The organism is Pseudomonas sp. C321 (assembly GCF_055407105.1).
This window is the reverse complement of the sequence record NZ_JBUZRB010000003.1, coordinates 219,617-239,390: the sequence shown is the minus strand read 5'-3', so window position 1 is coordinate 239,390 and position 19,774 is coordinate 219,617. Positions and strand designations below refer to the sequence as shown.

24 protein-coding genes are annotated in these 19,774 nt (G+C 42.3%); 14 read left to right on the top strand and 10 right to left on the bottom strand.

What is annotated here, in order from left to right; translation table 11 throughout:
- Window positions 1–94: 94 nt before the first annotated feature.
- The 5 genes from ACZRJ6_RS10695 to ACZRJ6_RS10675 all read left to right on the top strand — a co-directional run bounded on the left by ACZRJ6_RS10695 (window position 95) and on the right by ACZRJ6_RS10675 (window position 3,705).
- A complete protein-coding gene (locus ACZRJ6_RS10695) occupies window positions 95–970 on the top strand; it encodes an N-6 DNA methylase (protein ID WP_078472298.1) in 876 nt (291 codons plus the stop codon).
- Entirely contained in the window at window positions 967–1,818 is an 852-nt protein-coding gene (locus ACZRJ6_RS10690; RefSeq protein ID WP_340051343.1) for a hypothetical protein, read from the top strand. The genes ACZRJ6_RS10695 and ACZRJ6_RS10690 overlap by 4 nt, the downstream gene beginning before the upstream one ends.
- A 75-nt stretch (window positions 1,819–1,893) precedes the next feature.
- Entirely contained in the window at window positions 1,894–2,250 is a 357-nt protein-coding gene (locus ACZRJ6_RS10685; protein ID WP_463968105.1) for a hypothetical protein, read from the top strand.
- Between the two features lie 109 nt (window positions 2,251–2,359).
- A complete protein-coding gene (locus ACZRJ6_RS10680) occupies window positions 2,360–3,076 on the top strand; it encodes a hypothetical protein (protein ID WP_340051340.1) in 717 nt (238 codons plus the stop codon).
- Between the two features lie 164 nt (window positions 3,077–3,240).
- Window positions 3,241–3,705 carry a hypothetical protein gene (locus ACZRJ6_RS10675; protein WP_463968104.1) on the top strand — a complete coding sequence of 155 codons (465 nt, stop codon included), beginning with the start codon at window positions 3,241–3,243 and terminating at the stop codon, window positions 3,703–3,705.
- A 365-nt stretch (window positions 3,706–4,070) separates the two neighbouring features.
- Here the strand turns inward: ACZRJ6_RS10675 and ACZRJ6_RS10670 are convergent, their stop codons facing one another.
- The 4 genes from ACZRJ6_RS10670 to ACZRJ6_RS10655 form a co-directional block, all read right to left on the bottom strand.
- A complete protein-coding gene (locus tag ACZRJ6_RS10670; protein ID WP_301278839.1) occupies window positions 4,071–4,379 on the bottom strand; it encodes a hypothetical protein in 309 nt (102 codons plus the stop codon).
- The gene (locus ACZRJ6_RS10665; RefSeq protein ID WP_463968103.1) at window positions 4,376–7,492 is read right to left on the bottom strand and encodes a hypothetical protein; all 3,117 of its coding nucleotides are present in this window, start codon (window positions 7,490–7,492) and stop codon (window positions 4,376–4,378) included. The genes ACZRJ6_RS10670 and ACZRJ6_RS10665 overlap by 4 nt, the downstream gene beginning before the upstream one ends.
- A gap of 126 nt (window positions 7,493–7,618) precedes the next feature.
- A complete protein-coding gene (locus ACZRJ6_RS10660; protein WP_032899765.1) occupies window positions 7,619–8,197 on the bottom strand; it encodes a hypothetical protein in 579 nt (192 codons plus the stop codon).
- Between the two features lie 521 nt (window positions 8,198–8,718).
- The gene (locus ACZRJ6_RS10655) at window positions 8,719–9,234 is read right to left on the bottom strand and encodes a hypothetical protein (RefSeq protein WP_301278842.1); all 516 of its coding nucleotides are present in this window, start codon (window positions 9,232–9,234) and stop codon (window positions 8,719–8,721) included.
- Window positions 9,235–9,845: 611 nt separating this feature from the next.
- Here ACZRJ6_RS10655 and ACZRJ6_RS10650 point away from each other — a divergent pair.
- The 5 genes from ACZRJ6_RS10650 (at window position 9,846) to ACZRJ6_RS10630 (ending at window position 14,663) form a co-directional block, all read left to right on the top strand.
- Entirely contained in the window at window positions 9,846–10,379 is a 534-nt protein-coding gene (locus ACZRJ6_RS10650) for a hypothetical protein (protein ID WP_008438350.1), read from the top strand.
- 2 nt (window positions 10,380–10,381) lie between these two features.
- Window positions 10,382–10,816 carry a hypothetical protein gene (locus ACZRJ6_RS10645; protein WP_008438352.1) on the top strand — a complete coding sequence of 145 codons (435 nt, stop codon included), beginning with the start codon at window positions 10,382–10,384 and terminating at the stop codon, window positions 10,814–10,816.
- 10 nt (window positions 10,817–10,826) lie between these two features.
- Entirely contained in the window at window positions 10,827–11,624 is a 798-nt protein-coding gene (locus tag ACZRJ6_RS10640; protein ID WP_008438354.1) for a hypothetical protein, read from the top strand.
- Window positions 11,624–13,885 carry a hypothetical protein gene (locus tag ACZRJ6_RS10635; RefSeq protein WP_008438356.1) on the top strand — a complete coding sequence of 754 codons (2,262 nt, stop codon included), beginning with the start codon at window positions 11,624–11,626 and terminating at the stop codon, window positions 13,883–13,885. The genes ACZRJ6_RS10640 and ACZRJ6_RS10635 overlap by 1 nt, the downstream gene beginning before the upstream one ends.
- Before the next feature lie 118 nt (window positions 13,886–14,003).
- Complete coding sequence (locus ACZRJ6_RS10630; RefSeq protein WP_032899767.1) at window positions 14,004–14,663, top strand: hypothetical protein; 660 nt, start codon at window positions 14,004–14,006, stop codon at window positions 14,661–14,663.
- A gap of 92 nt (window positions 14,664–14,755) precedes the next feature.
- Here the strand turns inward: ACZRJ6_RS10630 and ACZRJ6_RS10625 are convergent, their stop codons facing one another.
- Together ACZRJ6_RS10625 and ACZRJ6_RS10620 are read right to left on the bottom strand one after the other, a co-directional pair.
- Complete coding sequence (locus ACZRJ6_RS10625; protein ID WP_008438359.1) at window positions 14,756–15,703, bottom strand: hypothetical protein; 948 nt, start codon at window positions 15,701–15,703, stop codon at window positions 14,756–14,758.
- 157 nt (window positions 15,704–15,860) lie between these two features.
- The gene (locus ACZRJ6_RS10620) at window positions 15,861–16,196 is read right to left on the bottom strand and encodes a hypothetical protein (RefSeq protein WP_032899769.1); all 336 of its coding nucleotides are present in this window, start codon (window positions 16,194–16,196) and stop codon (window positions 15,861–15,863) included.
- Between the two features lie 430 nt (window positions 16,197–16,626).
- Between ACZRJ6_RS10620 and ACZRJ6_RS10615 the strand changes: the two genes are divergently transcribed.
- Window positions 16,627–16,845: a hypothetical protein gene (locus tag ACZRJ6_RS10615; protein WP_008438363.1), complete on the top strand. Its 219-nt coding sequence runs from the start codon at window positions 16,627–16,629 to the stop codon at window positions 16,843–16,845.
- A gap of 19 nt (window positions 16,846–16,864) precedes the next feature.
- Here ACZRJ6_RS10615 and ACZRJ6_RS10610 read toward each other — a convergent pair whose 3' ends face one another.
- Window positions 16,865–17,173 carry a helix-turn-helix domain-containing protein gene (locus ACZRJ6_RS10610; protein WP_008438365.1) on the bottom strand — a complete coding sequence of 103 codons (309 nt, stop codon included), beginning with the start codon at window positions 17,171–17,173 and terminating at the stop codon, window positions 16,865–16,867.
- Window positions 17,174–17,364: 191 nt separating this feature from the next.
- Between ACZRJ6_RS10610 and ACZRJ6_RS10605 the strand changes: the two genes are divergently transcribed.
- Genes ACZRJ6_RS10605 through ACZRJ6_RS10595 form a run of 3 tightly spaced genes read left to right on the top strand, consistent with a single transcriptional unit; the run spans window position 17,365 to window position 18,846 of the window.
- Entirely contained in the window at window positions 17,365–17,739 is a 375-nt protein-coding gene (locus ACZRJ6_RS10605) for a hypothetical protein (RefSeq protein WP_008438373.1), read from the top strand.
- Window positions 17,736–18,272, top strand: coding sequence for a hypothetical protein (locus ACZRJ6_RS10600; protein ID WP_008438374.1), 537 nt, complete (start codon window positions 17,736–17,738; stop codon window positions 18,270–18,272). Before ACZRJ6_RS10605 ends, ACZRJ6_RS10600 begins: the two co-directional genes overlap by 4 nt.
- A gap of 31 nt (window positions 18,273–18,303) precedes the next feature.
- A complete protein-coding gene (locus ACZRJ6_RS10595) occupies window positions 18,304–18,846 on the top strand; it encodes a hypothetical protein (RefSeq protein WP_463968102.1) in 543 nt (180 codons plus the stop codon).
- 56 nt (window positions 18,847–18,902) lie between these two features.
- Here the strand turns inward: ACZRJ6_RS10595 and ACZRJ6_RS10590 are convergent, their stop codons facing one another.
- The 3 genes from ACZRJ6_RS10590 to ACZRJ6_RS10580 form a co-directional block, all read right to left on the bottom strand.
- The gene (locus ACZRJ6_RS10590; RefSeq protein WP_008438376.1) at window positions 18,903–19,208 is read right to left on the bottom strand and encodes a hypothetical protein; all 306 of its coding nucleotides are present in this window, start codon (window positions 19,206–19,208) and stop codon (window positions 18,903–18,905) included.
- 82 nt (window positions 19,209–19,290) lie between these two features.
- Window positions 19,291–19,467 carry a hypothetical protein gene (locus ACZRJ6_RS10585; RefSeq protein ID WP_157222872.1) on the bottom strand — a complete coding sequence of 59 codons (177 nt, stop codon included), beginning with the start codon at window positions 19,465–19,467 and terminating at the stop codon, window positions 19,291–19,293.
- A complete protein-coding gene (locus ACZRJ6_RS10580) occupies window positions 19,464–19,733 on the bottom strand; it encodes a hypothetical protein (protein ID WP_008438377.1) in 270 nt (89 codons plus the stop codon). Before ACZRJ6_RS10580 ends, ACZRJ6_RS10585 begins: the two co-directional genes overlap by 4 nt.
- Between the last annotated feature and the right edge of the window lie 41 nt (window positions 19,734–19,774).

Here is a 19,774-nt window from a genome sequence, read left to right as displayed (position 1 = left end):
ATAATCAAACTCCTACCCAATACTATAATAATAATCTTGACAACCACATTTAATTCGATCTATATTTTCGCCGTCATTACTGAATAGGTGAAAAATGAATGAATTAAAAAACCAAATCGAAACTCTTAGAAAAACCATATTTAAGATTTACGAAAATCATCCTGAAAACGATAGAACAAACCAAGAAAACTCATTCAAGCTGTTCGTGAAAGGCGCACTGAATATTCAGCTAAAGCGCTTCATCGAACGGTACAAGCGATTGGGTTTGTCAGACGCAGAAACTATGCAATGCATAGTGATCCACCCTTCCCTTTACGAAATCTCTTCAAAACAAATCGATGATTGCGATACAGAAGCTCTCGGTTCTTCAGTGGAGCAGTACTTTGAAATCGTATCTAAAGTTCCTGCATACACTGACGTTCTGTCACTTCTCCTAGAAAGCATACTGCTCGTGGGCAAGCGCGGGAAAGGACTCGGCCAGTGTCTGACACCTCCAAGCCTCGCAAGCGGATGCTCTGAACTCATGCCTATGCAGACAGACCAGCCATTCAAGGTCATGGAAATGTGCTGCGGGGCAGGTGCATTAGTGTTGGCACCACTGCAGCAAATGATGAAGCGAAATCCCCATCACGCGAAAAATGCCACTGTCATAGCGAACGACATTGACCCTTTCATGTGCTGCACCACAACCCTTCAAATCATCGCCAACACTGTGATTAACGACATAGACCTTTGCGAGTTCACACAGCACTGCTCAAACGTGATTACAGAGTGGACTTCTGGAAATCCGTACCTCTTCAGGTTCATAACCCCTGCCAAGATTTACGAATCTCGCGCCAGGACTCGTGAAGAGAAGCTTCGTGCGTGTGGCTATTACGAGATATTTGGCTACCCGGTGAATGTCACACCTCTTAGTGATAGCGAAGCCAGGAGAGTACACAGCGCCACACAATTGGTAGGTGCAGCATGAGCCTATCTATCGAACAAAGAATAAAAGCTTTGAAATCCTCAATCTTCCAGATCACAAGCCACCACACCGGAGGCGAGCGAGCGAAGCAGGATCTAGCCCTATCAGTTTTCGTGAAATTCTCACTGGGCGTAATGCTGAACCAGCTCGTCGCCCGGTATCGCCACTACGGAATCACGGACCTGGAGTTGACTGAACACATCTTCATCGATGACACCCATTTTGCGCTTGATGAGAAGCTATTCAGCACGGTCAACGTCGAAGCCTTGGCAACGTCAGCGCGTCTCTACAAAGAGGTTGTAGAAGCCCTACCGCCGTTCTCAGACGTGCTGACAATGCTCATCGAGGAAATTGCCCTATTCCGCAGAACTGGCGAAGGTTTGGGTCAGTTCCTCACACCAACTGACCTTTCCAGCCTTATAGGCTCTTTGCTGCACGAATTGGAAAGCCAGCAGAGAACCATAGGAAGAGATTCGTGGACGTTCTACGACTCGACTTGTGGCGCAGGAAGCCTCCAGCTACCAAGAGTCGCTATCGAAGCTGGCAAAGGTCGCGAGAAAACCAGACTCATCAATCTCGAAATGAACGACATTGACCCTCTTATGTGTTGCGCAGCAGCCCTGCAGTTCGTGGCAAGCGTAGTGATTCATGAGCAAGACCTTCATCAGCTACGGATCACTTGCTCCAATGCGCTCACAGAGACGAAGCCTCATAGCAAATCCGTTGTCGTCATCAAAACGCCAGACAAGCTTTTCGAAAGAGTTCGATTAGCTCATGCGAATATAATATACGATAATCAAAACAGAATTAGGTGCTTCAATGCGCTAACCGAAAAGTTGCCGTGTAAATAAGTGATTAATTTAGGCTAATCACTTGCAAAACAAATAAAAATGGTAAGATATTAAAAACAACATTAAATAAACATTATGAATCTATATGAAGAAATAACAAAGCAAGGCTACAAAATTGAGGAAATGCGCTCTCATTCAAACAAGAATCGCGTTTACATTACCAACGAACACAATGAGAGGATTGGCTATTACACCAGAATGGAAGGAACCAAAACAAAAATTATCCTGAAAAAAGAACCAATCTTTGAAGACTATTGTGCAGAAGTAGGAATTCTTGAAAGTCTTCGTTTTCCTAGAAACATAAACGGCAGTGCTTACAAGGCGATAAACAATTTATATAAAAAGTTTGTGACTTGGAAAAGAACAGAAGAAATTAACAAGTGCTTTGATAAGGTTCTAAATGAATTAATCAGCACTGAAAAAAATAATTAAATAAATGTGATTTTCTTTTGCTTATCACTTGCATTTTAAAAATAAATGGTATTATGTATATATGGGAAGTAATTAAACAACTCAAACAATGATAATAGGAGAAATAACCATGAAAATAAAAATCGAACATTCAACTCAAGAAGACAAAGCAGTAATCAAAGTTTATTGCCCTTATGATGATCAATTTATAAAAGGCGCGGGTAATTCAAGCGGAAAATTTAGCCATTCAGAAAACTGCTGGGTATTCCCTTCAAGATCAGAATCGAAAGCAAGAGCTTTGTTAATCGAGATCTTTGGTACTGATGACACAGCAACAAGCCCTAAAGTTGACGTTCGTGTGACTTTCCCAAGCATGTATTACGCGAACAAAGATGCTATCAGATTAGCTGGAAGAATGGTTGCTAGGGCTACGAGCAGAGACAGCAAAGCTGTTCTTGGCGATGATGTTGAATTAGTAACTGGCTGGGTTCGTGGTGATGGTAGCGCGAAAAACTGGGAAACCAGAACGAGCGAAGGTTCTGTATATGAGATATTTGATTTTGAAGCGTCAAAGCTTGAAGAATTACGCGCTTTGAGTTTCATTGAAGTAGAAGTGATTGGCGGCGAAGTTATTGAAGATACAATAACATTTAAAGAGTTGGTAAAATTTACATGCAACGTAAAAAACGACGAGCAAGCCACAATTATTGAATACCCATTCCTCGTAGTTGTGATGAATCATGACACAAAGACAATAGATATTGCTGGTCGCGATTTGCTGATGACGAACAAACAATGGAAAAACGCTTATTCATTATTCTCTGAAATAGTCGAAAAACAGTTATAACTGAGAATTAACTAAAATAGCCCATTAGGGCTTTTTTGTGCCCTAAAATAAATTACAAATAAAAGTGATTTTCTTTTGCTTATCACTTGCTTTTAATAAATAAATGGTATTATGTATATATGGGAGCAATTAAGCTATTCAAATAATAAAATCGGAGAAACAACATGAACACACTTAAAAGAATTTCACTAAAAGACCTTTCAACATTAAAATATACCTATAAAGTACAAGTAGAAGATTGGTCAATCTGGAATGATGAAGAAACCGAATATGATTACGAAACTTGGAATGAACAAAATTACGCAGGTGGATATATTGAATTAATACACGGCTCAAGAAGAGACGATAATCACTTCACTATCAGGCTTCAATGGATAGCACAACGCGATACAGAAACAGGAGAAATAGTATTCATTGAAATTGAAGATGGTTCTTTAATGGATACAACATTTGAATACGACAGAGAGAAATTAGAAATATATGATGAAGATTCTCAATCAGATTTAAGTGATTATCGTGAAAATGTAAGTTTATATTTCAACCCCAATCAAGTATCAACAATCCAAGAAATAATAAGATTATCGAACTGGGAAGCTGAAATAAAATCAGAAATGAAAGGACATTGCTAATTCATCGAAACAAATCAATTAACAAAAAATTACCAAAATAGCCCAGCAGGGCTTTTTTTGTACCCTACGAAACCTCACTCACCTACCTGCAATCTTTAATGGTTCAACGTCCTCACCTAGCAAAGCCCTCAACACGTTTGTCTTCTCCCCTTCCTGCAGGCTGTAAGTAACCGCTGTGCAGCTCACAGGCCATGCCACCAGGTTAGCAATGGACAAGGATTCCAGATCCACAGCGCTAGGCATCACTACAACAGGCAAAGCCTGCACAGGCTCGCTAGGGAAGTCATGACTGCCAGCACTGGCGGACGCCAAGCTCAAGGCAAGGAAACCGCACAGAAAGGCTCTGGTGAAACCGTTAACGTGCATCACAAATCACCTATCCCAAGCTTTTCAAGTTTCTGCCTTTTGATCTCATTCTTGCGCGCCATTTCCAACCCTATCAACTTCTCATTGTGGTCAATCACAGCTCGATTTTTAGCATCTTGCTCTTCAATCTTTTTGTCTAAATTCTGATTGATGCGTACACCAAGCAGAAAGACCAAAAACAATATCGCGCAAGCGAATGCAGTAATCAAAGCGGGACCAATACTGAATACCTCCCACACCTTCAAAACACCTAGAAAAATTACGAATACAAAAAGGCCATATTGCTTTGGTTTTGTTTTCTCACTCATGCTTCACCTTCTGTTGTTGTAGAGTTTTTACGTTCTTCTTCTGAGAACTGCTTGCGAATTTCTTCCTTTCTTTTTCTACTCTCTGCATCATAGCTTTTAGCCCATGCGTTATTTTTTACCACTTTATCAAATGCGTTACCTAGCATTGGTATGCCTGTACGAAGGGCATTTTGTAATTGTGGGTGCATGATGAAAGCTTGCATTCTAGAAACTGAATCATCGTGTATGGCATCCTCATTCGATATAGTTTTCATCACTCTATTGAATGAGTCGATTCCGTGTTTATAAATCATGAACAATGTGTAGATTGCGTAAACCACAACCATGAGAATCGAAAGAATATCTCCAATGAATGTTCCGTCGCTCATGCCAAGGATTCCCCAAATCACAGCTCTAGCGTCTAGATTATTACCCATGAAATTCATTACAAGCATAAACAACATCAAGATCATCATGAACGAAATAAGGTAAACGAATTTCCAGCCCATGATTTTGATGAACTTACTGTCGCCGCTTATGGTTGAATAGCTGAGAAGAACTGGCACTTCTATAAATTTGAAGAAAATCACGAAATAGACGAATTTAATCAATTGCCCCAAAATCATGAAAAACATGAGCATTGGCATTATGTATTTGCAAAAGAAACCCAAGGCAGCAAAGACATATCCAAGCGGTAAATACGCCGACATTATAATATCCATCGACTTAACGACTATCTGTAGGGTTTTACCACTTAACGTTCCTAAGAACTTCGCAAGCTTACCTGTAAACTTACTTGTGTTAATTCCAGCAGAAGACGACGAATCACTATTACCAATTAATTCCATCAAACCATCAAGCGCACCATCAGCAGCCCCTGTAAGTGCCTTGATTAATATAATGTTCACACCGAAATCAAACATTTCAGAGCCCAGTTTGTACATACCCGCAGCCAAACCAATATGGTAGTTATTCTCGCAGCTTTGAGGATTTGAAGCACATTGAGCACGACCTTTAGGAATAGACAAGCTAGGATCGAAACCTGCCATTTCCTTAATTGACGTAAAATCTAATCCAATCATCTCAAAAATTAGTTTATATAAATCGATCTTACTAAGAAAACTGTCGTTTTCCGTCAACGTCGAAGGCGTGATGTTCATGATCGGAGAAAGGTAAAGACCTTTGTAATCGACTGGTGCGAAAGGTGTCAGGTTACAGGCACCATCTGCGCCATTAGGCTTAACATCAGTGATTCCACACAAGATCTTTTTGTTTACATAATCATAATTCTTCACATCAGCATTATCCCAATACACGAAGAATGAATTCTTTAGTATCTGAGAACTTAGATTTTTATTGCTCTCGAATTGCGTAATGGCCTGTGAAGACAAAGCAGCACCTAGAATTCCCCTTTTGACATTAGAAAGCACCTCATAGGTAAGAATATCCAAGCCCTCTTTATTTTCCTGTAGAGCCTTCTTCACGCCAATGTAAAAAAGATCATAGGCACGGTTGAATGCCGTTAAATAGGCTAATTGTTTTGCTTTGAATTTTTTGGCATCAGATTCATTTGGGCTACCGAGAATTTCTATCTTTAATGATGAGGCATTGAGGGTCGCGCACTGCATATCAAAATCTATGCCTTGCATACGATTTAAATCACGCCCCTTCGTGTCATTTGGCAATTCATTGAATACTGCAATTGCACGTCTAGAAGCCTCATGCTCAAACCAATGAGTAGTGCAATACTCATCAAGCTTCGCCCTGACAATCGTATTCTTGAATGCATTGAGGGTATTTCTAAACGAAGCACCGTTTTTATCAAAATCATGTCCCATGTATGCGGACAAAATATTTGCTACATACTTAGCCTTAATCACCTCGGCATCTGCTGATTTACTAACACCTATTTCATCTATCTTAAGAATGTCCATCAACTCTTTGGTTTTAGAATACGCATCATCTACTATAGATTGCTCTTCTGTCTCAAATTTTCCATCAACAACATTCATTGATGAGGTTTGAAAATAATCATCATTGATTTGAGCGTTGTATTTTTTACCAAGCTTGAAAGCGTTATTAAGATATGTCGAAGAACCTCCCAACATCTCTGTACTAGCCTTTGCCCCTTTTTCGAACATCGACTTCATCGTGCCGTCATTAAGACTTTGACCAGTAAGAGTTTCAACATCACCACCATTAGATCCAATAACGAATTTACCTACGCTCGCTGGGTATCCTTTCAATGCCCTATCGCTCATAGAGTAATCAGCCGTTTTTCTCATTGGATAGTTGTGGACTTCATTTACCAGGTTAACGATATTTTTTACATTTTTAGTGACATCAACATTGACACTATCTAACCAAGAGTTCTCTTCTTTCGAGATTTCCAATCCGCTTTCAGCAGCTATCTTTAGCATCCCTTCTTTCGTATAGCCTGCTTCTCCAAGAGCAATACGATTATTTGCGAAAAGAGCATCTATTGTTCTTGTGTCTTCAGTTGCAATATCGTTAATACGTTCGACGTTTGCAGAAAAAACCATTTTTTCTTCGGGTCTGATTACGTTGTAATCATCGACCTTTGAAAGCTTGCCCAAACTGTCTGCAAGCAATTCTTTGTTGGAAAACATAATTGATATTGTGGCAAACAGCAGTGCAAACATGCTAAATGTCCAGGGCGAGACTATTAACATGACGATGGAGACGATACGGGTAGTGTTATTCTTCAACGATGCTTGAATGCTTTGGCTTTGATACCAGTCGACCAAAAACCTATAAACAATATAACCAGTTAAAGCGCCAACAATGATAATTATCATGTTCCACATATAAGAGGTAAACGCATCAAGCACTGGGTTTGGTGTGGAAAAATGATCTTCACTCATACCGCCGCTTTTAAGAATCGGCTTAATGGTAGATAAGGCGGTAGAGTTCCCACCTTCAAGAGAATAAATAACGCTTAAGGCTTGGTCTTCATTACAGCTGAATAACCCAGGTGTGATTTGTGAGGCAAGCCCTTTAGATTGAGGGGTTGCCGTTTTCATCACTTCACAAAGGTTTGAATATTCGAAAGCATGTGAGTGGGAGCCAACCAGCATGAGGAAAAGCATTGCCAGAATTTTGAATTGACGCATTAGGTTTTGGGTTTGTTTTCTTAATTATACCATTTCGAACTTTTTAATTAGCTGTTAGCTGTATTCTTTGTTTTTTTCAGCCATAAAAAAAGGCCGCACATGCAGCCCATTGTTTCCATCGCCTCATCACTTATCAGTGATGCTTACAATCTGCCTGTAGGCTACTGACTGGACACTATTGAGCTGGGCAGACCACAAGCACACACCAACGCCTAGAACGATCAAGCTGACCCATGCAGGCAATCCTGCGAACCCGACAGCAGCGACAAGCAGTGACGGGGCAAGGAAGCACACAGCAGCATCCTTGATGACCAATTTCCTTTCGTTGATGTACTCACCAGGTGAAAGAATATCTCCCACTAGGATCTCGCCAGCTTGCTTAAGAGCGCCCTTGAATCCGCTTATGTACGAAGCATCCTTTATAGCGCATTTCGTTCTGAGAGCAGTCAAGGAGAACACACCAAGCAAGCTCATCAGGAACGTCATCGTGAAAATGTAAAAAAGGAAGCTTGGGTTCAATGGCTCTTTAATGAAAAAAGAGATATTGGACTTGATAACGAATCCTCCAAGAAACGCTATAGGCAGGATGCGAACAAGGTTCATACCCACACCCTCAAGGAGATTCCTTTTTACGTGCAATAGATTTTTGATTTCAGAATCTGTTGGTTGATTTTTCATTTGTAGTAAAGTTTGTTTATGTTCCAATTATACCATTCCCTAAAATCAAAACCGCCATTAAAGCCGATTTAATTAATTATGGAGAAAACACAAAGCTTTAGATTCCAAAATAACACGAAACCATGCCAACAAGCGCGACTAAAAAAAATACGGGCAGCATCATCGTGTGTCTAACGAACGGTTTTAGCTTTGGAAAAAAAGGTACATACAGTATGGCAAAAGACAAAATTACAATAGCAGATGCTGGATATATCAAATCTTGAGAAGCAATCATCAAACAATGGGCAATATGATGAATGGACCCGACGAAAACGTTAACTATTATCGCAATGAATTCTTTAGGCTTATCTAAAAATAAAATCATTGCAGCTAATATTATTAAAATAGAAATAGGCCAAAACTTAAACCTTTTGCTTTTGGATATTCTCATGATGAGTAAAGTTTGTTTGTGCTCTAATTATACCATTCCCTAAAAGCAAAACCGCCAGCTATGGCGGCTTTATAAATATTTAATTTATTGCAAAGTTAATTCAGAATTAATCGGGCACTCACTTGAGGAAAAAGTAAGAAGCATAGCCTATTAGAAGGATGCCTATAGAAATGTAAACTAATGTCGGTCTGAGCTTGGAAGGAATGTTATCGACAACAGACGTTGAGTACAAAATGTTTAGCAAAACCCAGTACAAAATCGAACCTGACAACCACATGACTGTATTAATTACAAATCCATTTTTTACTATCTCACTTCCAACGTAAAACCCAACAGCTCCGTATCCAAGATCAGTAGCAATATTTGACAGATAAATAATTGCATTTATAAACCGGTCTCGACCTTTGTCTTGATACAGAACGCGAAAAATCGAAGCGATGACTACAAGCACTGCGCCTGTTACAACGCCAAATTTTACGTTCACTCCGGTGATATTTTCTTTGACGATTTCTTCATTCCCTAGGTGTAAGAAAAAGATCGCAATCACCATTGTCAAAAAGAACGGATAGATCGAAACTTTTAATCCACTAAACAGAGTTTTTTTTGCTTGGCATTCACAGGTTGATGCGTTCATTAACGGTCCTTGTTATCACGTAAATTGAGCCAGGCAGTTTACCCAATGTGATGGCAGACAGACAGCATTACTCTTCGCCCAGGAACAGTGCAAACCACACATCCCACCAGCCGTTCCAAGGACGTGCCAGCGTCACACAGTCCTGCCTATCAAATGGATCTGACGGAAAGCTCTTATCGCTTCTGGATGACGTACACGAACCATCCAGACACAGCCGATCCAGCTACGGCCAACACATCAGCTTGACGAGCCGATTCCGGCTGCGCAGCGGTCGGATGCCTCACTCACTCCCCTACTCCCTTCGGATGACCACGACAGCGTGAACTCCACCAAGAGCTATGCACCATTGGGTAAGTATTGGATATTCAATAGAGCTATTTTTAAGCAGGATTTGAAGCAGGCAAGGTCAGGTTGGTAATGGACAAGTCCATTTCAACAATCTATCGCGCTCCGCTTGTTTGGATACCGCATTTTATAAAGCTTTCAGTGAATCAGTGTTATCGAAAAGCAGGTTTGAATCATTAAAAAAGTGAAAGCACCAAAATGGTATCTAATAGAAAATTGAGCGCTACCCAAATGCTATAATCTGAGAACAACAACCTGATAACACGATGATATACAAACACCTAAAAACCTATTACCGCTTTCTCAAGATAGCTAGAAAAATTAAGCAGGGAGAAATTTACAAAATTCTCCTAGACCATAGAAACTCTGTAGAAGACAGCATGCGTTTATGCTTAAAGGAAATCGAGCGTACTCAACCCACAAAATTCAGGAAAGCTCTGTTCAAATCAGTGCGAAACAAGGCAGAAGATTACACTCCACAGGCAATGAATTTAGCGAGATTGAACACCTCAAAAATAGAAATCGACAACGCTATTTATGAGTACAAACAGATCTATCTTTCGAGCAAGGTTAAGCAAAGGGCATTGACCTACGGGAACGACTTTTCAGATTTTCTAAAACTGAATTTCAGCTTTACAACAATCATGCTTGTTCTCGCATACACCGCGCATCAGAACTTAGACGAACTGATCATTTTCACCATAGCCAGCGCCGTCGCCATATACCTTTTCCAAATGAAATCCAATCGAACAATTTGCGAAATAAAAAATGCTATAATAGGTACAAACAAACAACATTAAAAATGAATATTTCCGAAAAGATTATAGACCTAAAAGCAAAGATTAAAACTAAGCAGGCTGCTTTTGACAGGCTAGCTGCTGAGATAAAAAAATTCGAAGATCAAGAAAATACTATTCGATCTAAACGAGACAAGGCCAACGAAATATTAAACAAGGTATCGGCCAGCGACAGCGCGAAATCTACCGCAAGAAAAACCTATAATGACTTAACAAAATCTATTAAAAAGAATGAAGCGTCAAAAAAGTCAAAGGTCGATGCCAGAAGTAAAATATCCTCAGAAATTTCCGAGTTGGAATATTCAATATTAGTAATTGAGGCTTTAGATTTTGTAGAAGAAATGAAGAACCTTACTAACATCCGAGACACCGCCAAACTAAAAGAAGCTTTCAAAACAAAACTTCAACCTCAAAATAATAATTACCCTCATCAGCAGTGAGGGTTGATTTATGAAAACGTATCTTAGATTTAGGTGTTCTGAACGGTTCAAAGCCGACTTGCAAAACCTTGTGTTTGCCTGCGGCTACACCCGGCTTCCAGAGGTGGTGAATGAGATTGAGGTTGTCGCCAAGTATCGTAAAGGCGTGAGCCTTTTCCTAACCAATCTTCATAGGGATAAAGACATCTACATTCCTCTGAAAGATCAGAAAAGCCTTGCCGGACTGAAGGACACGTTCAACAGAAATCAGAGCAACATCCAGCAGCTTTTCAACCTATGTGAAGGCCAGCAGTACACATCCAAGCAAGGCAAGACGGTCAAGCTCCCCAACGTGCTTACGATGCTTCTGAAGCATCACGTCAAGGTGAACCAGCTCAGTGAAAAATTCACGTATGTCCACGTCGAATACGTGGAACAAACCACTGGTACGGAGGCCGTGGCCAGGCGCAAATTCTTACGCAGCGCCCAGCTTTATACGGAGAGCGAAACGCGCCTATCTGCGCTGTTGGAGGACGAACCATACTGGTTTTTCAAGAAGGACGATGATCCGTTTACGCAGATCGTGAGGGCAATCGAAGAAGCCAAGATATACAAGATTGGGGTTAGCTCCAAGCATCCGTTCTTCGTTGAAAGAAAGCGCATTTACGACCTTCTGAATCGACGTGTCAGAGATGTGAACGAGCTGGTGAAAATCGGAAAGGACTACAAAGAATTGTTAGTTCGCACAATGCTTGAAGCGTCAAAGGCGTTGGAGCTTTTACACATGAAATATAGGAATAATAAAACGATAAGAATACGAGAAGAATAATGATAATTGCAGCACCATTAAAACAAAAATTTGCCAGCATTACATCAAACGCAAAAATAGAATACGTTGAATCCTCTGACCCTGAAATCAGGGGTAAGGTCAGGATCAAAGGAGCTGTTGCATACCTGTACCTTCCAAAAATCAATGACTATGGATTAGACACTCACGTAGGTGTCCAATACGCAGAAACGAATCTGGACGTACAGTTAGACTCACCGTACAAAATGAAGAAGCTTGGACTCTTCAAGAACGACTTTGATGAAAAGAAATACACGTTAAAATTCGCATCTACTTGCGCACATGAATTTATGCAGCATTCTAACCAAGGTAAAAAATCTTCGTCCAAAGCGTCTGATGCATTCTCGTTTATTGTTTCTTGTACAGACAACGAGCTTGCTAGCTTAAAGACTGACGAAGAAAAAGCAAAATTCCTTATCAATTCCGCCAAAGAAACTTTACTTGAGCTGTCTAATTCCAAAACGGATATTGCATTCAAATACATGATTGTTCCTCACCTTAAAGACGGGAATCCACACGTACACGTCCTAATGTCTACTCGTAGACTGGATGGGTATAGACCTAGCTTTTTCCGTGGCAAAAAACACAGCGGTATAATCAAGAAAATGAGAGACGTAAAATTCCGCCTCGAAGAGAAGTATCCATTCCTTTTACAGATGGAGCATGAAGACCGAGCTAAAACTATTGATGTATCAACAAATCCAAATACAGGAGAAGTCTTTGGAAAAGACGTTGAGCTAGTAAATAGAATTGAGTCAATCACCTCAAAATTCATTGGGCAGAACTTCTCTTATCCACAATTCACACTCGCGCTACGAGAAAGTGGTTTTGAGGTTGTGGATGATTACCTTAATGGAAAACAGCACATCAAGATCAAACACAAAGATTATAGCGATGACTTCCTTTCTATAGACACCCTCCCCCATCAAACGAAGGGTGTGCTTGAGCTTTATTCAGCTTACAAATACAAAGCTAACCAAACTAAAACAGACGTGTCCCTAATCGTTTCTAAAGCCGTGGCGCTCATTAACGCTTCAGACATGAGCAATGGATTTGAAGAGCTGAACAAAAAACTGTACCAGGAGCTGGGCGCACGGCTGGTGCCAAACATCAGCAAAAATAAAAGTGGCGAACGTAAGGTTAGCGGTTGGTCGATCTACCTGGACGAATTCGACTTCAAAATCTCTGCCAAAAAATCCGGCGTCATCATTGATAACAAGCTGAAAATCGACATGGATGAGGTCGAATCAATCAACAGTCTTTACCAAATGGTCAAGAAACAGAACATCCAAAAGCAGGTCACAGAAGCCACGACTAACGGCTCTATCACCATCGCAGATGGCAGGAAGAAGAAGATCAAATTCAGGTTCATCGACAACACTGAAACCCTCCAGGACTTCATCACAAGGTTCAACGAAAACAGTAGATACGGCCCATCCATCACAAAACAGATGATCGTGGGGAACACCGTTGTGTCGAAATTTAACCAGAGAGACGTATGCACAATCGTCGGTAACGCTGTCGAGACATACCAGACCGACCTGAATTCGGCACTCATCACCATGTCAATCCACGTTGCCAGAGGACACACCAAAATCCGATGCACAGGGGAGCCGAACCCAAGGACGCAAGCAAACCTTTACCTTGCATCACGTATCTGCGGGACAACGCTTCTGGACTACACCCCATCCCCGGAGCTTGTCAGAGAAGCAGATTCAATGATGGACAAAGAGTACAAGAAGCTCGTGATAGCTAACCGTCAGAGGGTGAAGGACGCAGTAGCCATGAGAACCACAGACCCAACCGGCAAATCGAAGAAGGTGTTCATCCAGACGAACAACAGGATGGATAGAGAGGTTGATGCCCGTCCGAAGCTCTATGGCTTCCTATACGGTATCCATAAGGGAATACCCTTCCAGGACTTTACCTACGTCCAGCACCTGAACGATCTGCCAAGGGCAGTGAAAAAGCGGGTGATTGACGACCTGCGCAAAGATGAGCAGCTTTCGGCCAACGAGCTAGACAGCATCCTCATAAGAGCGGGGATAACACTGGAGGACGCACCACCGGCAAAACCACCAGTACATGTGCCGGCACTTGCTGCGCAAGATCAGAAGCCAGCCCTTGCAACGCATTCAGCTCCAGTGGTCACAGAGCAGGAAAAGCCGGATCAGCCAGGTTCTTTAGCATCTGGTAAGTTTAGAGACCCTATCCGATCACCTAGTAAACCGGGGAAGGCATGATGGACTCTTCACCCTTTCCAGCACTGCCAGGCTCTTTCGGTTTCTGTCATGATCATCGTCAATGGAGGCTCCCAAGGATCGAAGCAGTTGGGGAGCCTGACGTACCTAAAGGATTATCATGTTCCGCAAAGCTCACATCATTACCTTTCCAGCCCTTATCGCGACGGTTCTTTTACTGACCGGCTGCCCGCCATCACCTGAATTTACGCGGTGGAAACGCCCTTCTACCTCTGTTGAGGGTGTCAAAGCCGCAATGACAGAATGTGGCGACCCGGTAGGCACTTCGATAACGGATTTGCCAATCAACGAACAGGTGCTGCAATTCCAGTGTATGAAGCGTAATGGCTTCATTCGCAAAGACGGTTTTGAATACTGTGAAGTAATGAAAGACATGCCCGCCTGCGTCGAGGAAAGGCAGGGTCATCCTCTCAGCTTATCCCAGCTCGAGGCTTTGCCATTTGTGGAGGACGAAGCATTTCACCCTATCAAGCCGAATTCTGGCCGGGATGAACGCATGCAAGTCACCTGGCGCAAGGCGGGAGCATCACCGCATTTCTCAGTCCAGATAGCCAATGATAGTGAAGCCCTGCCAGTGATGTACGCATGCGGCTATGCCAAACCGCTAGGGTCAAATCTGGACGTTGCAAGTATCGGAGACACAGCCAAAGCGCAACGCTGCATGATTGATCACGGCTTTGAGCCGAAGCATAAATCAACGCTGGTTTGCCTTATCTATCCTCAAGTGTCGGGCTGTCCGTCAACGGCATTGCCACGTTGACCTCTTGGATAAGTAACTAGGAAAGCTTGCCGACTGCTTTGATCTTCCCAGATTGGGGTATGAGCTGATAATTGAATTTTGTACACGAACGCTCACTGATCGTCTCTAAAGGTTAATCGTCTCACGGTGATTTTTTCAGGATTGCCCAAGACCTGAAGAAGAACATTGTTTTTTGAATTGATAATTACTTCCCCGAAAATTCTTTCGAATTTCGTGTGACTGAACTGCATGCTTGGAAGATTTATGTCGGCGCATAGCCCTGCTAAATAATCTGGGAGCCTAACATGCTCCGCATAATCTTTTGCTCCATCCATGAAAGGATAGGCAAACAGAAACTTCGGTCTGTTAGGGTCTTTCACTGCACCTGAATTCAAACGAAACACGAGGAACATAATGAAGGCAATGTCGAATGCAACTTCGTCGTATTTTTCGAAGCTGGCATCGCGGTCAGTTACCCATCGGAGGTGAGCGGGCTCCTTCAACTGATTTAGAGTTAAGAAGAGGAACGCGGCGAAAGTAGACGTCAGTAGAACCTGTCTCGCGAGTTTGGCATTAAATTGCTTTCGCTTAACATCAAGTGCAAACACTCCAAGAGCCTTATCGATACGTTGCCAGTACTCTTTATCTGCTCCAGGTTCGGTAGACCATGACGCAATTAATTCGCGCAGCCCATGGCAAAATGTGTGGATATTGTCGTCGGTAATGAAATCTCTAAGCAGCTTCGAATTTCGATCAACGATGAACGAAACGCTAAACGCCATTGGACAATTGAGATATGAGATCAGACCTTCAGAAGCTTGACGAGTTTTCTTCAAATCCTTGGGTGCTACATTGGAAATATATTCTGAGAAATTTTTATCAGTATCGTGATGTAGCGTGATGACGAACGAGAAGCTGTCGTTTGCCTTATCAATATTGCCAACGCAATAGTCTGAGTAGACATTCCATGCTGCATCTGTCGGGTACTTTTCGAACCATGCCTGCATATCGTGAGTGAGCGATGGGCTATTTTCGGTGAGCAGCTTTAATAAGTCGAACATGAGCATCCCTGCCTACGATGTGTAAATGCCATCCTACCAGTAGAAAAAATAAAAAATATAGCTGATAACGGCGAAGTCCTTTTTTATCGCAACGCATATCCCAACCGCCAGAAACAGAAAAGCCCGGCGAACCGGGCTTTCTTGAACCGAACGCTGCTTATTTGGCTGTTTTCAGCTTGATCACGTCACCAGATACGGTGGTGGTGTAGCCGTTCAGAACCCAAGCCCAAAACCATTTTTCCTGCACTTGGGTATTGATCAGTGCATCGCCACCTTTTGCCTGAATAGCGGAACTCTGTGCGCGAACAAAACGGTCGTTTTGACGAATAGGGATCAGACCGAAGAGCATCAGGCCAGTGGCGCTCGCCTCACTATGGCCAACGACAGTATATTGGCTGCTGTCGTACTGCTGGGTTTTCATGGCGGTGCCAGTGCAACCCGCGAGAACCAAACCACATGCTGCAGAAACGATGATTTTGCTAAAAGACTTCACGTAAAAACTCCATGGTGTAGAGCCCGGATCCAATTATCGGGCGGCGACACTTTACCCGAAGGAGTACCACTTATGCATATCCTACAAGGCTTCCTACAGAAACGCGGCGAGGGTTGGCACCCGCAGGTCATTTTGCTACCGTCGCGCTACGCTCGCTGACATTGAGGGATGTGGTGAGAACAGAAGCCCCGGAGGTATGGCGAATTCGGGGCTTCGCTTTACTCAGCAATCAGGCCCACGGTCTCATGCAAGCCATCGATACATCGAATAGCCAGGATGCGGTCAGTAACACTGCCATCCATAGCGCGCAACGCGCCCGTTCTTCCTCACTAGCTTCGTAGCGTCAAACGCAATTGATCAGGGTGGATTCTTGAGATCGTCATTCTCCCTTGGTCATACTCACCAGGAACTGAAATCAACGGATAGCACCATGCCCCTCACGCTGCCCAAACAAGCATTGCGCGACGATCTTAAAGAAGCAGCAGCCACCCTCAAATGGGCTGGCGTTGATCTGGTCGCAGTAGCTGACCGTATGAAGGCAACTGGCGATGAGCAAGCAGCAAGCGAGCTGCTGGAGATAGCTCGCTCATTCCAAGAGGTTGAAGACAAGTTAGAAGGTGATCCAGAGAGGGTGAAAGCTGGCTTATAAAACACTGACCAGGAACACTTTAGGGCTTGGGTTTCTTGCGAGCCTTCCCTACCAACGCTACAAGTCTCTTCAGCTCATCAGCATCAGCGTTGTGGATAACTTCAAAGAGAAAAGCCCTCTGCTCAATCTCCCCATCCAGATCCGCAAAAAACTCTTTGACCGGCACGCCAAGAATTTCAGCAAATTTGTAGACAGCCTCCACGGTTGGAACGTACTCGCCCGTTTCAAATCGACTGATCGTCTTGGGGTCGAACCCTGACCGATTGGCTAGCTCCGCTTGTGTGATTCCCTTCCCTAGGCGGTATTTCTTAATCGCTTTTGCAAGCACCACAGTTTTTCAGCCTGTTCACATATTTCAAACAAGCACTTCACAGTAAAAATCCTTGTCTACAAACGCTTCGTGCCATCGGATTTTTTGCTAAGAATACGATGGCTGGCGTAGACTCCGCTTTAGGTATCAGACGGCCACCATGCCGTCTGTCAGGGGCGCTACGTTCGATATGGTTGAGGATTCAGGGAATGGCAGATCGCGATGAGAATGATAAATGGTTGTCGTATGACGGCCAGAAGCACGAAACCCATTTTCAGGCCAACGAGCGTGACAAAGCCCACGGCAAGGAAATGCGTGAGACCTTTCAGAAAGAAGTCAGCCTGAAAGGCAACCTTGTCCAGATTATCTACCTTGTCGTCTGCGTCCTTGTATTTGCGGGTGCGCAGGGCTTTGAGAGTGGCCTGGGGTACGTCCTTCTTCTCCCGATGATTTGGGGTTTGTACGCGCTCACCAAATTCGTCAACAAATTCACACAAGAACAAAGAGACCGAGTGTTCGGATGGACAATCTTCATCATTGCGGTGATTTCAATAACGATGCTGGTGCGAGGAATCGTTAAATGAAAATCACTGACCTAATGCTTTCAGCTTTGATTTTCTCTACTGCCACGCTTGTTCATGCTGCCCCTAGCTTTTCGAAGAATGAAAGCTATCGGGTGGAACAGGTGAGTGCAGACATACAAGGTTTCGGCAATCAGATTTTAGATCAGGCAGGAAAATCAAAGTATCTAAAATTCGATTTACAAGGAACTGAATATGCCTACATCATTGAACGTCTTGGTTCAAACGATGTGCAATACACGGGAAATGCTAAAGACCTAAATGGTGTCATTTTTATTAATGTGAGAGCTTTCAAAGACGGTTTTGAGCTTCCAAAACAGGTCAGTACTTTTACACCTAGCAAATATAATAATGCGATCCGCATTGTAAAAATGGACCGTAATGATGATCGCCCTTACGAGTTCGACCTTGGAATGGATGAAGACAAACGGTTGTTCTTAATCGACGGCCCTACGTCTACGACCCACTTAGAGCAGGTCGATACAATTAAGAAGTACGTTTCAAGAAAAGACAAAAAAAGTGCTTACGCTTTCTAAACCTTACGCTTTCTAAATGGAATTTCATACCATGATCAAAAAAATCAGAAGTTTTGCATTTACAGCTTTGCTAATTTCAACAGCTACACTTGTACAAGCTGACACAAGCTTTTCGAAAAACGATAGCTACAATGAAAACCAAGTCAGCGCGGATATTCAGGGCTTTGGTAACAAAGTCATCGATCAGGTAGGCAAGTCGAAATATGTAAAATTCGACCAGCAAGAAACCGAGTATGCTTACATGATCACTAGGTATGCAGAGGGAGACATCAAATACACTGGCAATCCTGCCGATATGAAAGGTGTACGGTTTATAAAAGTACAACTCTTCGTGGATGGTACACCGGGGCATACTCAAGTGAGTTCGTTTACACCCAGCAAATATAATAACGCTATCAAAATCGTAAAAATGGATCGTGACGATGATAGACCTTATGAATTCGATCTAGGAATGGATTCAGACAACAAGCTTTATATAATCAACAAAAATGGAAGCACAACACCGCTCCAACAGGTCAATGAAATCAAACGTGATATTCCGCTGACGGAAAAAAACAAAAAATTCATTTGGTAGAAATAGTAATAAGGCAGTAGTTATAACTACTGCCTTCAAAAACGCACTCCGATTTTTTATCCACCGATGATTTTCAACCTTATGATTTTCTTTTCATCGGGGGTTAAATTCATTGTAGACAGTTTACCTACTGCAAAAAGGTAAGCGTCCTTGGTAGACGGAAGGTTTTGAGCAAATTCATCTTCAAAATTGTGGAAATATAGATTAGCTAATCTGTCAGCTTCAACAACCAAGTCATATCTAGCCAATTCCTCCGCTAATCGTCTTCTTTTGGCTTCTTGATTGTGAAGCCTCACAGCCTTAACGTAGTCATTATCTTTCTTATCTTCTAGCTCAAGCGCAATCGTTTCATATGTATTCATTTTTAGTAAAGTTTGTTGTTAAGCGAATTATAGCATTTCACTTTAATCAAATTTACCATTAAGCAAAAATAACAAAACAGACTCAAAGGTCTGTATTAATAGGTTTCCAATTCTCCCTAAATTCTTTATGCTTTTTCCGCTCAAGCTGGATATTCAGATCCAGACTCAAACATTCGTCAACCTCATCATCTGTTTTTTTATGCGTGATCGGCTCTTCATCATCGTAGTAGTTAAATGGCTTCTTTTTTCCTATTTTCATTTAACAGCCTCCTTACTGATAAGCTCAAGACTTAAGTCATGGAGCGAAGAAACTGCTGACTCACTGAAAGTGATAAATATAGGCGCTCTGAAATTCATCACTTTGATTTTTGTTATCTTCTGCATTTTTTTAGTAAAGCTTAAAAACTTATCCCCCTTGATTCTGGCTTTCACCAGGATCGACAGTCTCTTTAGCTGATCGCCTTCGATCTCAAGACTAAAAGCATTTAACGCATTTACATCATCGACAGTTATTTCCTTTTTCATTTTTGGCTTGTTTGTTTGTATTTATTATAGCATTTTAAAAA

Bases quoted from the DNA above. Each gene is read 5' to 3' on its own strand.
- ACZRJ6_RS10630 (WP_032899767.1), top strand. From the start codon at position 14,004: ATGTTCCGCAAAGCTCACATCATTACCTTTCCAGCCCTTATCGCGACG.
- ACZRJ6_RS10690 (WP_340051343.1), top strand. From the start codon at position 967: ATGAGCCTATCTATCGAACAAAGAATAAAAGCTTTGAAATCCTCAATC.
- ACZRJ6_RS10695 (WP_078472298.1), top strand. From the start codon at position 95: ATGAATGAATTAAAAAACCAAATCGAAACTCTTAGAAAAACCATATTT.
- ACZRJ6_RS10600 (WP_008438374.1), top strand. From the start codon at position 17,736: ATGAAAATCACTGACCTAATGCTTTCAGCTTTGATTTTCTCTACTGCC.
- ACZRJ6_RS10665 (WP_463968103.1), bottom strand. From the start codon at position 7,492: ATGCGTCAATTCAAAATTCTGGCAATGCTTTTCCTCATGCTGGTTGGC.
- ACZRJ6_RS10675 (WP_463968104.1), top strand. From the start codon at position 3,241: ATGAACACACTTAAAAGAATTTCACTAAAAGACCTTTCAACATTAAAA.
- ACZRJ6_RS10635 (WP_008438356.1), top strand. From the start codon at position 11,624: ATGATAATTGCAGCACCATTAAAACAAAAATTTGCCAGCATTACATCA.
- ACZRJ6_RS10655 (WP_301278842.1), bottom strand. From the start codon at position 9,234: ATGAACGCATCAACCTGTGAATGCCAAGCAAAAAAAACTCTGTTTAGT.
- ACZRJ6_RS10645 (WP_008438352.1), top strand. From the start codon at position 10,382: ATGAATATTTCCGAAAAGATTATAGACCTAAAAGCAAAGATTAAAACT.
- ACZRJ6_RS10615 (WP_008438363.1), top strand. From the start codon at position 16,627: ATGCCCCTCACGCTGCCCAAACAAGCATTGCGCGACGATCTTAAAGAA.
- ACZRJ6_RS10605 (WP_008438373.1), top strand. From the start codon at position 17,365: ATGGCAGATCGCGATGAGAATGATAAATGGTTGTCGTATGACGGCCAG.
- ACZRJ6_RS10595 (WP_463968102.1), top strand. From the start codon at position 18,304: ATGATCAAAAAAATCAGAAGTTTTGCATTTACAGCTTTGCTAATTTCA.
- ACZRJ6_RS10590 (WP_008438376.1), bottom strand. From the start codon at position 19,208: ATGAATACATATGAAACGATTGCGCTTGAGCTAGAAGATAAGAAAGAT.
- ACZRJ6_RS10640 (WP_008438354.1), top strand. From the start codon at position 10,827: ATGAAAACGTATCTTAGATTTAGGTGTTCTGAACGGTTCAAAGCCGAC.
- ACZRJ6_RS10585 (WP_157222872.1), bottom strand. From the start codon at position 19,467: ATGAAAATAGGAAAAAAGAAGCCATTTAACTACTACGATGATGAAGAG.
- ACZRJ6_RS10685 (WP_463968105.1), top strand. From the start codon at position 1,894: ATGAATCTATATGAAGAAATAACAAAGCAAGGCTACAAAATTGAGGAA.
- ACZRJ6_RS10580 (WP_008438377.1), bottom strand. From the start codon at position 19,733: ATGAAAAAGGAAATAACTGTCGATGATGTAAATGCGTTAAATGCTTTT.
- ACZRJ6_RS10625 (WP_008438359.1), bottom strand. From the start codon at position 15,703: ATGTTCGACTTATTAAAGCTGCTCACCGAAAATAGCCCATCGCTCACT.
- ACZRJ6_RS10650 (WP_008438350.1), top strand. From the start codon at position 9,846: ATGATATACAAACACCTAAAAACCTATTACCGCTTTCTCAAGATAGCT.
- ACZRJ6_RS10680 (WP_340051340.1), top strand. From the start codon at position 2,360: ATGAAAATAAAAATCGAACATTCAACTCAAGAAGACAAAGCAGTAATC.
- ACZRJ6_RS10670 (WP_301278839.1), bottom strand. From the start codon at position 4,379: ATGAGTGAGAAAACAAAACCAAAGCAATATGGCCTTTTTGTATTCGTA.